Source organism: Bradyrhizobium sp. USDA 4454 (assembly GCF_054822705.1).
In genome coordinates this window covers 1,533,838-1,547,412 of the sequence record NZ_JBTRCN010000001.1, presented here as the reverse complement: position 1 = coordinate 1,547,412, position 13,575 = coordinate 1,533,838, and the positions used below count along the sequence as shown (strand labels likewise).

The following is a 13,575-nucleotide window of genomic DNA, read 5'->3' as shown; positions in this document are numbered from 1 at the left end:
CCGGGTCTAATGAAAGCTCTCGAATGAAGTCATCCCGCGAATAGATCGGGGATACGAACAGATGGTCGGGTGGGTTGAGGCCGAACGATTTCCCGCAGCCATGAAATGATCGGCTGGGCGTAGTGATTGCGCCATTTGACGGCGGAGTTTTCGACGGCAAAGAGCTTCCCGAGATTGTTGGGTCTTTTCCCTCCGAATACTTCGCGCCGGAAAGTACCATTCGGTCCGACCGCCGCGTACGTTGCGTCGGCGTTCACGCACTCGCGCCCGACCGGGGCCTTGACTTGGCACGTAGTCTCCCCAGCGCTCGAGGCAGCCGAAGGATTGTCATTGAACTGATCTACTTTCTTGGGGAGCTTGCCATGCATCGAGCCGATCTTGTCCGGAGACATCAGGGTCGAGCTCCTTCGGGATGATGGAAACGAATGGCGGAAGTGGGTCGCGCCGGTTGACATCGAAGATTTCGCGACCCTTGTTCGGCTGGAGCAGGCCAAGCGCCCTGCGGCGCAGAGTACCTGGTTGACCAGAAGCCAGGCGGCAGAGATGCTCAACATTGCCGAAAGTTCGGTCCGGAAAGTTGTTCGGGCGGGGTTCTGCCGCAAACGTGAGGGCCGCAGCACGATCTACAAGCGCTCCGATGTGGCAATCACTACTCGAAGGTACATCTTCCTTCCGGAGATGCTCGAGCACTCGCCCTTCAAGGTCGCGCATGAAGTCGGTCGCTGGTTAAGGTCGGTGGGCGTCGAGCCGATCTCCGAGTGGAGCAAGAGCGCGTTCCCAATCTATGACAAGGCCAGCGTCGAGCATGTTCGCCCGTCGGTGCCTTCCGCGCTCGAGGACATCGAGGTTCAGGAGAAGGCGGCTTGGCGTCAGCGCCAAGGCCGTTACCCAATGGGTCGCACACTTCGACGAGTACGGGGGTGTTCAGCCTGCCGGCAAGCTCGAAGGCCATAAGACTGGCCACCGATCGACCGCTGGCGCAGCGCGGTTGGGCTTCTTTCGCTCCTTTACATGTCCCACGTTGCCTGCCACACGCCACACGGTCGTTCTTGTCGTGAGGTAGTCCTGCACGCGGCCGCGCAAGGCATCCAGCCGTCTCCCCTTGGGCCCCTCGGCCGGCCCCTCTGTTGCGCGCCCGCTCGTATCTGCCGGCCTCTGAAATTCCCGACCAGCCGCGACGGACGTGGCCGGAAAACCAACGGGATGACAAAAACATGAAAAACAAACAGAAAACCATCCGCCCTCATGGAGTTTTCGTGGTGGACGGCGAAGGCGAGAATGCAAGTTGGTGCTGTCGTCGTTAGGACACTCGCGACCGGGAATTAGGACAACTCCCACCATTAAGCATTCGGACGTTTTGTTTACCTTTGATTCACACAAGTTAATTGACTGGCTCACGCTTTGATTCGATCATGGCCCGACTGGGTAGGGCGGTTTCATTAAGATCATTTTACTAGTGCCCAGAGAGCCGCCCAAGTATTGCATCGGCGGATCGGAAGGCTGGAATGAGGAACGGCCTCAGCATCACCTCCAAGGGTGCTGGGGCCGTTTCTTTTGACCATAGTGAACGGGAGCCGCGCGCTCCGGGTTGTCTGAATTCCTCATGCGGTCTGCCGACAGCATTAGGACGCAAAGCGCAACTTGGCCTCAGCGTCGTGAGCCATCGCTGGGGCCGTTTCTTTGGGGACAGTGCGCGCTTCACTCTCCGAAAATATCGGAATGTGTTCCGGTACGAACCAGAACCAGCTCATCAGTATTATTTTGATAAATCAAACACCAGTCGCCCTGTACGTGACAGCCGCGATAGCCATCCCAAGGTCCCTTTAAAGGATGGTCATCGTCAATCGGAGACAGGGGCTTGTCGTTGCGAAGCTTGTCAACGATGCTGACAAGCTTCGACATCCGATAATTACGGCTCTTAACTCGCTTGAGATCTTTTTTATATTGGGTTGTGACTCGGAGAGGCTTCATCCTCTCCGAGTATCATTCTTCGTATAGAATGTCGTTAAAGATGTCCTCTGTGGACCCATTAACGACCTCTCCACCCCCAGATTCAGCCTCATGAAGAGCTGCAAGGGTGGTCGCATTGGGGATGCATACGTCGAAAGGAAGCCCCTTGCGAAACGCGACCTGTCGATAGAAAAGGCCGATGGCATCGGACGCACTAATCCCGATGGCAGCGAATACCTTTTCTGCCTTCGACTTAACGACGGGTTCAATCCGAGCGTTGATTGTTGCTGTCTTTGCCATGTTTCACCTCTCCAGGTGCGCGGTACGAACATCGAATGTTTGTACACGTCTTTGTATGCGCAATGTAATCACGAACGCAGTACAGACGCAACACGTTCCAATACAACAACGAAAATTTAATTAACGAGAAATTTCTTCAATAAATTCAAGTTGTTACACCAGACTGCCTAATGTGGAAAGGGGCCATTGCGGCCCCTTTTGGACGTACTTGCACGGAAGAGCGTGATCTCTGGCACGCTTGTTCTATCCGAGTTTTCCACCGACGATTACCCGAAAATTCCGGCTCGCCCGCACTGGACGGTCTGACTCCAACGGGCAGCACGGCATCGATCAAATCCCCCGATACTCCAAACCCGATCCGCCACGCCAAGCGCAACCGCTGCCGCGGTGCGCAGCGCCTCATGTACGCGGCAGAGATTGTAATGGCCACGTACAGCCTTCTACCTCCGCCGAGTTCATCTGCTGGGTGCACAAGGAGTTCTGCCAGCAACTGCCGGAAAACCTCCTTCTCGTGTCAGACCCCGAGTCCGGCAAGGAAGTGAAGGTCATTCCGGGCGAGCTGCGGCAGCTCCACGTACAGGTCGGGCGCCACATTCCACCAGCCCCAGAAGATCTGGTCCCCTTCCTGGCACGCTTTGCGAAGGCCTACGGAAACGGCAAGCCTTCCAAAATACAACGCATCATCGGTGTGGCGGCGCCGCATCATCGTCTTTTGTGGATTCACCCGTTCGCCGATGGCAACGGTCGCGTTACGCGCCTCGTCTCGCATGCCTAAGGAGTTAGGCATTGGTTCAAGCCTCTGGCCAATTTCACGCGGCCTTGCTCGGGCTGTCGACAAGTACAAGACGGGCCTGCAAGCCGCCGACGAGCCGCGCCGTGGCGATCTCGATGGTCGAGGCAATCTCACCCAAGCTGGCCTGGTGGATTTCTGCACGTTCTTTCTGTCGAGCTGCGTTGACCAGGTAGCATCCATGGAATCGCTGTTCGAGCCCACTGACTTCAGCGACGCATCGAAATCTGGTGCGAGGAAGAAACAAGGGCCGACCGCCTGCCGAAAGGGAGTTGGGCTCTCCTCCGCGAAGCCTTGCTTGCAGGCGAGTTTGCCCTGGCAAAGCTCCCGAGCTCACCGGCTATCAAGAGCGGCAAGCCAGAACAGTACTCAACACGTTTATAGGCAAAGGCTTCCTCGTTTCGCCGACCTCGCACGCGTCAGTGAGATTGGGCCTCCCGCTGACGGTCGTCGATCGTTGGTTGGCGCGCCTATACACCGGCCCGACCAGCGCAACGTAGCGTGCTCAATCCTACCACTTGGTCATGAATGACACTCTCACATGGAGGTTCCGTGACCATCGCAAGAAAGGCCCCCGCGCGTTCCGGCTCGCATCTCTCATTGCATCGACAACGTGCGCGCTACTCAACCATATGACCGACGAACTCGGTCGCTATGGCCCGCTGGGTTTCTATCACCTTGCCGAGGATTTCTGCCCCGCAGCGGCGCATTCTGCGAGCGTTGAGAGCGCCAAAGCCACGACTGCACTACAAGCTCGTGCTTTATCATCTTGATAAGCATTCGATCGAACTGACGCTCAAAGCCGTCGCGTCCGTGTATTGAACAGCCTGTTCGGCGATGGTGCGGCCGCTATTGCCGTTATCAGCGGGGCGGAGCCTGGCTCAACGACACGAAGCGCGGGATGACGCCCGTCAATGGCCTGGTTGCATACGACGCATGTTACGCAGCATCAAACTTGTTTGTTGCATCTCCTCCGTCCAACGGATCGAATACCGCAGCCATCTTGCGAGCAGACGGCTGACGGTTGGCGTCAAGCCACTTCATGCTGTACGCCGATCGGACCGGGCCTTCCTGCGGCGCCGCCGCGGCCAGCGACGGCGGTCGCAGGAAGCACCATTCGGCTTAGCGGCATCCAACGCATGCGTATGAACTTCGTTGGACGGGGGATCGATGGCTGATTGGGGCCGATCTCTTTGATCGGCGACCGCTTTTTCGAGCGCAGAGAGGAATTGCCGGCCCTCCTGCGTGATTTCCCAGCCGAGAGCGTCACGAATGACAAACTTCGCCGAAAAGATATTCAGATCCGGCGCATGTTCGGCCAACCGCTTCATGCGATCGGTCCAGTCGCGGCCGCTGTTCATCAGGATCTCCACGGCCCGTCGGACTTCGGCAACGGAAGCCCGCCCGGTGGACTGACCGGCCAGCACTTTCAGGACGGTCAGCTGGAAGGACACTTGCCGTGTCTCCGATGGGCTGTGTGGTGCAGTTCCCCGCAATGGATCAAGGCTTAGGCTGCATCGTCAACAACATGGCGCCGTTAACCTCAACTATTTTGGCTAATCCGGCGCGCCGCGTGCTGAAATCGCTCACCGGCTCATGGGCGAACGGTCCTCGCGCGGGAACGGATGTCAGCGCCGCAGGCTCCGTATCGTCCATAACGGACGAACTCGCCTCGGTAAGTTTCCTTCAGAAGCGACAGCAAAGCTTTGAGCCGTGAGCGATCGCGTGCAGCAAGATGCGGTGGGACATGGGCGGCGTACACCTCCTGCCCGCTGGGCAAGAGCGTACGGTTCCGACCCTTCATGGCACCGGGGTTATCGTGTCAGGTCCGCACTGCACCAAGCGCAAAATCCGGAACTTGCCGTGCCATCGGCGAGCGATGCCTTGATTGAAGAGTGCCATGGGGCGCGCGGCAACGCCTCAGTCGGAAGCGATCGTAAAGGACCGTCCGGCGCACCATATACAAGGCATCGCCGGACAGGTGCGAGATCAGAGGCTGCAGGAGGCAGCGGGGAGGTGCACTTCAATTAGCCAACCCGAAGATCCTCAGCTGACGTCTTGCCCGAGCGCCCGGCCTTGAGCTCGTAACTGACCCGAGCCCCCTCTTCGAGGGTGGTGTAACCCGCCTTTTCCACGGCACTGATGTGCACGAAGACATCGGCACTTCCGTCCTCCGGCCGAATAAAGCCATAACCTTTGCTGGAATTGAACCACTTCACAATACCCATTGCCACGGCGGCATCTCCATCAGTGAACTTTCGTGATCTAGCGAAGAGTCTCGCAGCCATCAAGATGGGCGGCAAAACGACGCTCGTCGGCCGCGGCAGTCACGTCCGCAACTTTCTTGCCCGATAACTGAGATGCTGACTCTGTTGTGCAGCGGCCGTAGCGACACCCTGACGTCGGAGATCTTCAGGGGAGTGGGATTCGGATGGCCGTTCAGCCTGCAGCTCAATCATCGCGCGCCACCTTCTTACAGGAAAGTTGCAGAGCCAAGGACGTATCGTGCGGATCCGGAGCCGAGCTGGAATGAATGCTGCGATCCCCCTTGCAGAACCAGGCGACCGCAAACTCCTTTGCGCAACCCGGCGCAGGATCGGCAATCCGTGCCGGCTCCGTCCGAAACGTACACTCGCTCTTACCATTACACGCTTCTGCAAGCACATCTGTGGTGTTGCCGCGCGCTGACATCCAGCGGCAATTGCCCCCATACGTGCCGGAAACAACCGAAATACCCGATTGCGTGATGGCATTGCCGGCCGCCCCCCGCAGTGCATACGCGGCCGCCGCACCAACAAGTGCGGCAAAGCCGACAGTTCCCAATCGCACCAGGAGCCTGCGCTGTCCCGTCGAGGCCGCCTGATAGGCGCCGCGAATTCGCCTGCGGGCCGGTACCTCGAAGCCGAAATGCAACAGGATCGCGGCGCAGGCCGCCAAGGCGAAAGCAAGAGCGAACGCACCGAGATGTCCAAGCAGTTCGCTCGCTGTTTCCCAACGCACCACCGGAAAACGCCGGAAGATGATGATGTGTATAAGATAAAGGGCAAAGCTGGCCTCGCCCAGAAAGACAAGCCACCTTGCCGACAACAGCCGTCCTGCAGTGCTGCCGGGCTGGGCCGCCGCAACAAGGATGAGCGCAACCGGTGCCGCGAGAGCGATATTGTTGCGTGTAATATCGAACAGGCTCATGGAAGCCTCAAATGGCGGCTTATGGGCGGTAAACCAGAACACCCAGCCAATCGCACTGAGGCCAACAATTGCCGCGATGTCCAGCAGAGCGCGAGACGGCCTGAAGTCCTGCGCCGACGAGACTTCATGGAGCCGTGCCAGGCAACAGCCGAGAACGAATTCCCACACCCTGCAAAACGGCGAAAAGTAGACGATCCAGAGGATCAGCGTGTTCTTCCAGTTCGGCAGAGCCGCCTCGGTGCCATAGGCATGAAGCGCAAACAGGTTGATGCGACCCTGCAACATGAGGATCGCAAGGTCGATGCCAAGCTCGATTGCAACGGCTCCGACGGCGCAAACAACCGCGGCGGGCACAGTTCTGATCCGCGCAAGCAGAGGGCAAACGAGCGGAAAAACGAGATAGAAGAACCATTCGGTGCTCACCGACCAGGAGACGATGCCGACCTCCTCGTACTGCCAGACGGGTGCTACACCGGCGATATTTGCGAAAAACCAGGTTTGAACCATCCCGAGTTGAAACGGGACAAGATGCGTTGAGAATCCTTCGGCCGGCGCATCGGTTCCGAGGAGCCACGGCCAGACAAACGGTCCGGTCAGCAATTCGACGAGAAAGAGAACAACAAACAGAGGATAGATTCGCGCGATGCGCGCCACGAGAAAGTCCGGGATCGCTTTCCGCGGGCTGCTCACAATCGAGCTGCCATAGTTATATTGAATGACAAAGCCACTCAGTGTGAAGAAGACCGACATTCCGAGCAGGCCGAGTGTCCCGACGCTGATATCGAGTCCGAGGCTCGGCCCCTGCAAGAACACGCTGCCGCCGTGAGACAATGCGACCGCTGCCGCCGCGACAAACCGGATACCGGTCAGCGCGGGTATCTGCTTAACCATCGATGTCGCTCGTCATTTGCGAGGTGGGTACAAATCCTGGCGATCGATGGCACCAAAGGCTGGCGGCTGAACACACCGCTAAAGGCAGGAAGACTGATCGCATCGCCCGAACCTGCCATGCGATCAGCCAAACTCTTCCGGAAGCTCAAATCGGTGATAAGAGCGCCCGTGCAGCTTTTAGTGGGTACCCGGTCAGCGCTGAAACTCTGACTTCTGGTAGGGCGGCTCAGATTCTAGGTCCATATTCCGACCGGTTCCGGCCCAAGCTACGTCCCCTCACCTGTCATACTTGAACCGCGCCATTGTCTCACCGGTAGCCTTCTCGAATGGGTTGGCGCCGGCGCCAGCCAATTTGCTCCTCTGCGAAGGGAGCTTGGGGCGCAAGGTATCCGATGAAGTCCAAGGTCAAAGCAACACGCTGTCGTCACCGGCAGCCTCACAACGGATACATGCACCAGTTCGCGTCCTATGTGGGAAAACCGCGAGCTATCATCAGCCAGCCAACAGGAGATTCGCGTGCAGCAGCGGAGCTGCACAAGGTGCCTATCCTCGTGACACTCTTGCAACGAGGTTCGTCCTTGCGCCCCGCCACCAGCCGGCTCAACGCAGCCGAGAGCGAGATCGCGATACCTGAACGCATCGCAAAAGGAAGGGCGCAAACATTGCGCCGGCTCGGGCCAGTCAATTCGAACTGCGGTGTTCAATTTTTTTGACAGCGACGGCCAAGGAATCTCGCTGCGGATTGGTGCAGAAATTCACTATCCTTGTCCGGCACGGCTGGCCGCGCTTTCGCTTGGGCCTGGCGTGCCAGAGAAGGAAAGGAACACGTGATGAAAAAGAAGATCGCTGAGATCAAGACCACGATCCGCACCACCACTCCGTACACAGGTACGCTCTAAGTTGGTGCGACGGATGCCTTGGATGCATCTACCTGATGAGAGCATCGCGGCATCGGAGGGTGGTCGTTTCGACCACCCTCTTTTGCGACAGTTCGGGAGAGTAAAATGGTTGATCTGATCCAGCAGCGCGTGGTTTCAGCCATATCGGCATCCGTCGAGCTCAGTGCGATCACGATTTTGAAGGCGGAAGCGGGCATGGCACCAGTGCCAACGATCAAATCGGCACTCGCGAGCTCCAATTCTAATTTCTCGATCGCTGACGGCGACTGGCGGACCGGCGGCTATCTTGCTGGGCTGCAAGCGCTCATTGACGCCGAACTAAGGTGGGCCACGGAAAATAGGCCCAAACTGGTTGAGGCGGCACAACAATCCTTGAAGCGGCTATTTCCCCTCCTAAACAGCGACGCGTTTACCGTGCCGAAGGATCTGACCAATACCTCGAGCAAGGAGGAGCGTACACGGTTCTATCATCATGAATATCAAAACAAGCTCCTGGTCGGACTAGCCGAATTCCTGATCAACTGCGCCCGACAGCTCAACGAGCGCCACATCATCGTCATCGATCGGGCGGCGGCCCTGTCCGGCTCGGCCAAGAACCTGATCAAGCTGCTCGTCAGGCTGGACGACGATGCGCGACTGTTTCGGTTCGTTCTGATCGATTATGAACAGCGCCTCTATTTCCCGGACGCCAACGAGGTTCATTTCGGCAGATATAGCTCGCAAGAGCTAGGCTCGATCCTTGATCAAGACCTACCTGCCGAGAAACGACGGCAGATCTATGAGGCAAGTGGCGGCAATCCGTTGATAGCGGAGGCCTTGAGCAAATGCGCAGCGGCAGGACTACCAGTCGTCGGCTATCTCGACCCGACCGCGACCGTGGATCTCTATCTGGCCAGCCTCAACACCGGGGAACGGCATAGCCTTCTCAAATCTTACATTGAATCCGATTGCACCACGCCCGATCTGATCGCGCAGCGAAACTATGCGACCTTTGAGCCGGCGACCGCTGATCATCTGCACGAGCAGTTGCACCACGCGCGCCTGGAGCGTTATCTGGCGGGCAAGGCACCTCTCGTGATGCTTCATGCGCTGTCGGTACGGGACAAGTACAAGCGCCTGGAGCTGCTTGCAGAACCAAGCCAGATCCTCCAGAGCATTGGCCTGTATGATCTCTGGTTTGGCTATTTCGGAGAGATTTTCGCCGACCCTGCGCTTCGCACCTACGGCTCCGGGGATGCCAGCGTCAATGCCGCCTTCATCAACGCGGCTTTTGTGCTGTACTCACTCGGCTGCGGGCGGGTGTCGGTGCCCTATCTGGATGAATTCTACAAAACGTTCCCAAAGAGCCGATACACGCCAACCGTTCTCTACGCCCAATCCATGACATATGGACGCTATCAGCAGCCGGTCAACCTCACGCTGGCCGAAGAGTATGCGTTACGGAACCTGGAAACCATCGAACGGGATTTCAGGGGGCACGACAAGTACGACTATATCAAGGTGTTTGCAGAGAACGCCTATGCCTACATCAAGGCCAAACAGCAGAAGTACGACGAAGCCCTCGCCCTTTGCGCCGAAGGCCTTGGCAAGATGCTCAAGGCGTATGGCGACGAGCGCTTCAAGCTTCACCAATCGATTCTGGTCTACAACACCAGTCAGGTCTATGAACTCATCGACGAACTATCTCGAGCTGAGAAGCAGCTGCGTGAGGCCATTGCCTATGATCCCTACTATGGAGAGTATCACAACGACCTGGGGAACCTGCTTTCGAAGGTCGCTGGACGGGAAGCCGAGGCTCTGGAGGCCTATGCGCGCGCCATTGAACTTTGCCCACCCTATTATGAGGCCCACCTGAACAGGGCCGCACTTCGCAGCAGAATGGGAGATGCCGCTGGCGCACTCGCCGATCTTGACAGGACACTTGTCATCAAGCCAAACGAATGGCGGGGTCACTTCGAGAAGGGCAACATCTTGATGCGGCAGGACAGGCCGAAGGCTGCTCTGGAGTCCTATCTGGCGGCGGCCGAGATCAATCCCAAAAACCCCGACCTACAGAGCAATATCGGGCTTGCCTACTCCGAGCTTGGCAAGGCGAGCGAGAGCATCGCGCACTATGTTCGAGCCCTTGAACTCAACCCCCGGCATGCGCTCACCCACAACAATCTCGCCATCGAATACTTTAACGAGGGTCGGCCGGATATTTCATTGAATCATGCGACGGTCGCTGTCGAGATCGGGGGAGATCCAGACTACCTCCTCACCCGCGAGCACATCGAGAAAAGCCTGCAGGCCGACCTTGCCTCGCGGCGGGACCGGGCTTCTGCATCTTCCGCCAAGCCTAAATGAGCTTGGCTCATGGCACTCTTGCCATTCGAGCAGCGTGAGACAGGATCGCTCAGGAAATGATAGCGGCGCCTCAGGGCTTCAATTGGGTCTAGCGGATACTGTCGCGGCAGGCGCGCCAACAGAGGCTGTCCGGCAAGGAAAGCGCCTTGACCGGCCTTGTCGTGAGTGACCGAACGCCAAAGGGAAGTACAGGGACGAAGTACAGGGACGTAGATACGTAAATAGGATGCCTTTTGCCATACCGTCCTATTGCCAGAGCGTTCATAGATGGGCTTGTGGGCTCATCGCACCGATGTCGCATCCCGAAGCCAGCGCCCTGCACCTGTCCATCCGCGTCAAGCGATCCGATGATTCTCGATGAGCTAGGTCAACAATGAGCGGGGCGAGCACAAGGCAGTTCATCTATCTCTCGCATTTGATCATCCAGATCGGCGGCTGGGCGTTCCGTATCGGCATCCTGATCGGCCTTCTGCGGTCCGGCATGAGCGCCGCGGGTCTTGGCATTGCGGTCACTTTTGCGCCGATCATGCTTGGCAGCCTCGTCCTGTCGCCGTTGGTCGACAGGGGCGATCCGATCTCAGCCATGATGATCGTCAATGCTGTACGTATTTGCGCGCTGCTCGCCATCTTCAGCAGCGACGGAGCCGATTCGTTTCTTAGCTATGCCGCAATGGCCGTCCTGAGCCTGGTCCAGCCGGTCTATTTGTCTGCAGAGATTGCTTTCTTTCGTCGCATTACATCGGAAGACGGCATGATCGCGGTGCTGCGCAATATCGCCAATATCGACTGGCTGACCTATCTTTTGGGAATGTTTGCAGGCGCCATGCTGACCGACCAATTGCACTTGCCTGGCGTCTTGGCCTTCAACATATCGGCGATCATGCTGTCCTTGGTCGTGCTCCTTGGCATCAAGCAGCAGTTCAGAAGGACGCCAGCCGTGCTTGAGGCCCGGCCTTCCGGAACCGTCCTGGACTTGGCGCCCCTCTATCCCGCATTCTTGGCTGTCTTTCTGCTCAACCTAGGCGCCGGCATCATCAACGTCTATCCTGCGATACATGCAACAGCTGACGGCGTTCTCGACAAAAGCGTTCTACTGACGATCGTCATGACGAACGGTGTTTTTGCCTTGCTGGGCGCGCTCGCCGTCAAGCGGATTTACGAGCTATTCGGCGCTTTGCCAACCATCGCTGGCGCCGCAGTCCTGCTTGCGACATGCCTTGCGCTGATGTCACTCGATGCGGGCCTGCCCGTGGTGATCGCGTCCAGCAGCGCAATGCTTGGTTTCGGCCAGATATTTGCCGCTGCCGCTCACGCGCACATGGTGTCTTCAATGGCTCCGGACCGCGCCGGTCGCCTCTCCGGCCTATTTCAATGTTGCACCTATAGCGGCGTCGCGGGAAATGGCATTGCCTTGTCGCTTCTAGGTGATTGGCCTCTCGGAACAATCCTTCTCCTATGCGCGGCGAGCGCATTTGTGGCCTTCGCAGTTGCGACCTTCGCGGTGGTCAGTGCAAGGAATACTCAAGCTTCTCGTCCCGCCGATCGCTAGATCAGGGATCCACACCATGCCATGGGATCAGCTGTTCCTTTTAGAACACCCTTTTGCGGATCCGGCCTTGCCGGGACGACAATTCTATTGCTGGCAATGCTTGCTGTTGGACGGGTTGCTGTCCGCATTTCCAAGTCGCGGTGCGAGGCTCGACGTTCGTCGGATTTCCTGGGCGAGGCCACGAACCGCACTCATCGAGAAGCTTGGGCAGGGTCATCAGTCCGCGCCGGTTCTGATTTTGGAAAAGAAAGGCCCTTTATCTGAGAATGCGAAGTACGCTAACGGGCTCGCCTATGTCGACGATGTGTTTGCAATCCTTGATCTTCTGGCCGCGCGCCACGGATTTCCGGCGCCCTACCCTCGAACAGTCGGCACCTTGTAAGTCATGGTGGTCATGAACGACTTGATGCCAGCACGAACCGATCGGGACGCTTCAATCGAGCGGCTTGCTTGATCTGCCGGGTTGGGGCCTCGAAAGGCGATGGCTGATAATCTGGCGTCAATATTTCTGACAACGCCCAGCGCTCAAACTGTTTGACGGCCGCGCTATTGCGGGCCTGTCCATTGGCAAACATGTAGATTGACCGATTGACCGGCACAAAGCCCAATGGCGCCACCAGCTCTCCTTTCTCAAGGTTACTTCTGACCAAAATCTGCGAGGATATTGCGGCTCCCAGCCCACTTTTTGCTGCCTCCATCGTCAAGGAAAATGTATCGAAGACGACCTTGCGCGATTCCCGCAAGCATATTGCAGCTGCGCTGGCCCATTCGCTCCAGGCGTCCAGCCTGTCGGCCTCGTGCAACAGAGAGATCGACAGAATATCTTGCGGGCTTTTGATGGCCTCGAGCGCAGCTGGCGCACAGACCGGGCCAATCATCTCATTTGAAGCGTGCACCTCGCGGACGGAACACGGCCGCTTCAGTGGGCCGGCGACAAACAATATGTCCAACGCACCAACAGAGAGCGCGTCAAGATCGGCTTCGGTTTCAAAGACTAGGTCGATGTCCGGATAGAGTTTGCGGAATCGACCGATATGGGGCAATAGGCCGTGCGACAAAAAAATGGTCGAGCCCCCGACCACGACGGAGGGTCCCGCATGGCGCCTTCGTAGCTCGTAGCATCCCTTCTCGAGCATGGTGAACGCGCTCGCGCAGCTTCGCTTGAGCTGCTCGCCGTCGGATGTCAGACGCACGCCCGAACTATGGCGCACGAATAATTTCCTGCCGAACCAATCCTCAAGCAGGCGCATCTGGTAGCTTACCGCACCGGTGGTCATATTTAGCCGCTCGGCCGCCCGTGAGAAACTTGGAAACTCGCTGACTGCCTCAAACAGATGGAGGCTTTTCAGGATCGGTAGCTTGCGCATCTTTGTTTCCTGCCTCCCACTGGGACAGCTGTTGTGGAGCCCTGCACTGCAGGCCGATTTTCTCAGGCATCGACGACGCCTTCGTTCACCGCCGGAACTGGCCACGAACGAGACCTCCTAGGTATTGGCCCTGTCACGGCGAACTCGACGACCTGGCTCCCTGTCAGCCGGCCGAGCAGTCGTTGATCCAGGCACATACCCCTTCAGATCCGGTGCTCCAGAGGCACAGTTAGATTCCATATGCGGTGCAGGGTTCATCGCTGCGCGATCTCTCAAGCATAGCCAGAACCGGGC

The 13,575-nt window shown here is 57.8% G+C and carries 14 protein-coding genes; 7 read left to right on the top strand and 7 right to left on the bottom strand.

Features of this window, described 5'->3' with window-relative positions:
• Positions 1-29 precede the first annotated feature (29 nt).
• Positions 30-392, bottom strand: coding sequence for a hypothetical protein (locus tag ACVIW0_RS07140; protein ID WP_461351678.1), 363 nt, complete (start codon positions 390-392; stop codon positions 30-32).
• Between ACVIW0_RS07140 and ACVIW0_RS07135 the strand changes: the two genes are divergently transcribed.
• Positions 379-954 carry a hypothetical protein gene (locus tag ACVIW0_RS07135; RefSeq protein ID WP_461351677.1) on the top strand — a complete coding sequence of 192 codons (576 nt, stop codon included), beginning with the start codon at positions 379-381 and terminating at the stop codon, positions 952-954. The two genes, ACVIW0_RS07140 and ACVIW0_RS07135, sit on opposite strands and share 14 nt — an antisense overlap.
• Positions 955-1,698: 744 nt before the next feature.
• Here the strand turns inward: ACVIW0_RS07135 and ACVIW0_RS07130 are convergent.
• Together ACVIW0_RS07130 and ACVIW0_RS07125 are read right to left on the bottom strand one after the other, a co-directional pair.
• Entirely contained in the window at positions 1,699-1,971 is a 273-nt protein-coding gene (locus ACVIW0_RS07130) for a type II toxin-antitoxin system YafQ family toxin (RefSeq protein ID WP_461351676.1), read from the bottom strand.
• 12 nt (positions 1,972-1,983) lie between these two features.
• The gene (locus tag ACVIW0_RS07125; RefSeq protein ID WP_461351675.1) at positions 1,984-2,250 is read right to left on the bottom strand and encodes a type II toxin-antitoxin system RelB/DinJ family antitoxin; all 267 of its coding nucleotides are present in this window, start codon (positions 2,248-2,250) and stop codon (positions 1,984-1,986) included.
• Between the two features lie 466 nt (positions 2,251-2,716).
• On the opposite strand from ACVIW0_RS07125, the gene ACVIW0_RS07120 reads away from it, so the two are divergent.
• A complete protein-coding gene (locus tag ACVIW0_RS07120; protein ID WP_461351674.1) occupies positions 2,717-3,025 on the top strand; it encodes a Fic family protein in 309 nt (102 codons plus the stop codon).
• 1,055 nt (positions 3,026-4,080) lie between these two features.
• Here the strand turns inward: ACVIW0_RS07120 and ACVIW0_RS07115 are convergent.
• On the bottom strand, positions 4,081-4,494 hold the full coding sequence (locus ACVIW0_RS07115; RefSeq protein ID WP_461351673.1) for a hypothetical protein: 414 nt from the start codon (positions 4,492-4,494) through the stop codon (positions 4,081-4,083).
• A gap of 5 nt (positions 4,495-4,499) precedes the next feature.
• Here ACVIW0_RS07115 and ACVIW0_RS07110 point away from each other — a divergent pair, with 5 nt between their 5' ends.
• The gene (locus tag ACVIW0_RS07110; protein WP_461351672.1) at positions 4,500-4,757 is read left to right on the top strand and encodes a hypothetical protein; all 258 of its coding nucleotides are present in this window, start codon (positions 4,500-4,502) and stop codon (positions 4,755-4,757) included.
• Between the two features lie 310 nt (positions 4,758-5,067).
• Here the strand turns inward: ACVIW0_RS07110 and ACVIW0_RS07105 are convergent, their stop codons facing one another.
• Positions 5,068-5,274, bottom strand: a complete 207-nt coding sequence (locus ACVIW0_RS07105) for a cold-shock protein (protein ID WP_050424578.1) — start codon at positions 5,272-5,274, stop codon at positions 5,068-5,070.
• Between the two features lie 217 nt (positions 5,275-5,491).
• A complete protein-coding gene (locus ACVIW0_RS07100) occupies positions 5,492-7,120 on the bottom strand; it encodes an acyltransferase family protein (RefSeq protein WP_461351671.1) in 1,629 nt (542 codons plus the stop codon).
• Positions 7,121-7,512: 392 nt separating this feature from the next.
• Here ACVIW0_RS07100 and ACVIW0_RS07095 point away from each other — a divergent pair, with 392 nt between their 5' ends.
• The 4 genes from ACVIW0_RS07095 to ACVIW0_RS07080 all read left to right on the top strand — a co-directional run bounded on the left by ACVIW0_RS07095 (position 7,513) and on the right by ACVIW0_RS07080 (position 12,296).
• Positions 7,513-7,833, top strand: coding sequence for a hypothetical protein (locus tag ACVIW0_RS07095; RefSeq protein ID WP_461351670.1), 321 nt, complete (start codon positions 7,513-7,515; stop codon positions 7,831-7,833).
• Between the two features lie 291 nt (positions 7,834-8,124).
• Complete coding sequence (locus ACVIW0_RS07090; protein ID WP_461351669.1) at positions 8,125-10,365, top strand: tetratricopeptide repeat protein; 2,241 nt, start codon at positions 8,125-8,127, stop codon at positions 10,363-10,365.
• 373 nt (positions 10,366-10,738) lie between these two features.
• Entirely contained in the window at positions 10,739-11,914 is a 1,176-nt protein-coding gene (locus ACVIW0_RS07085; protein WP_461351668.1) for an MFS transporter, read from the top strand.
• Between the two features lie 16 nt (positions 11,915-11,930).
• Positions 11,931-12,296, top strand: a complete 366-nt coding sequence (locus ACVIW0_RS07080) for a DUF3088 family protein (protein WP_461351667.1) — start codon at positions 11,931-11,933, stop codon at positions 12,294-12,296.
• A 10-nt stretch (positions 12,297-12,306) separates the two neighbouring features.
• On the opposite strand, the gene ACVIW0_RS07075 is transcribed toward ACVIW0_RS07080, so the two are convergent.
• Complete coding sequence (locus ACVIW0_RS07075; RefSeq protein ID WP_461351666.1) at positions 12,307-13,281, bottom strand: LysR substrate-binding domain-containing protein; 975 nt, start codon at positions 13,279-13,281, stop codon at positions 12,307-12,309.
• Positions 13,282-13,575 lie beyond the last annotated feature (294 nt).

Excerpts from the sequence above, each read along its gene's own strand:
- ACVIW0_RS07095 (WP_461351670.1), top strand. The coding sequence starts at position 7,513 with ATGAAGTCCAAGGTCAAAGCAACACGCTGTCGTCACCGGCAGCCTCAC.
- ACVIW0_RS07080 (WP_461351667.1), top strand. The coding sequence starts at position 11,931 with ATGCCATGGGATCAGCTGTTCCTTTTAGAACACCCTTTTGCGGATCCG.
- ACVIW0_RS07085 (WP_461351668.1), top strand. The coding sequence starts at position 10,739 with ATGAGCGGGGCGAGCACAAGGCAGTTCATCTATCTCTCGCATTTGATC.
- ACVIW0_RS07090 (WP_461351669.1), top strand. The coding sequence starts at position 8,125 with ATGGTTGATCTGATCCAGCAGCGCGTGGTTTCAGCCATATCGGCATCC.
- ACVIW0_RS07140 (WP_461351678.1), bottom strand. The coding sequence starts at position 392 with ATGTCTCCGGACAAGATCGGCTCGATGCATGGCAAGCTCCCCAAGAAA.
- ACVIW0_RS07075 (WP_461351666.1), bottom strand. The coding sequence starts at position 13,281 with ATGCGCAAGCTACCGATCCTGAAAAGCCTCCATCTGTTTGAGGCAGTC.
- ACVIW0_RS07100 (WP_461351671.1), bottom strand. The coding sequence starts at position 7,120 with ATGGTTAAGCAGATACCCGCGCTGACCGGTATCCGGTTTGTCGCGGCG.
- ACVIW0_RS07130 (WP_461351676.1), bottom strand. The coding sequence starts at position 1,971 with ATGAAGCCTCTCCGAGTCACAACCCAATATAAAAAAGATCTCAAGCGA.
- ACVIW0_RS07125 (WP_461351675.1), bottom strand. The coding sequence starts at position 2,250 with ATGGCAAAGACAGCAACAATCAACGCTCGGATTGAACCCGTCGTTAAG.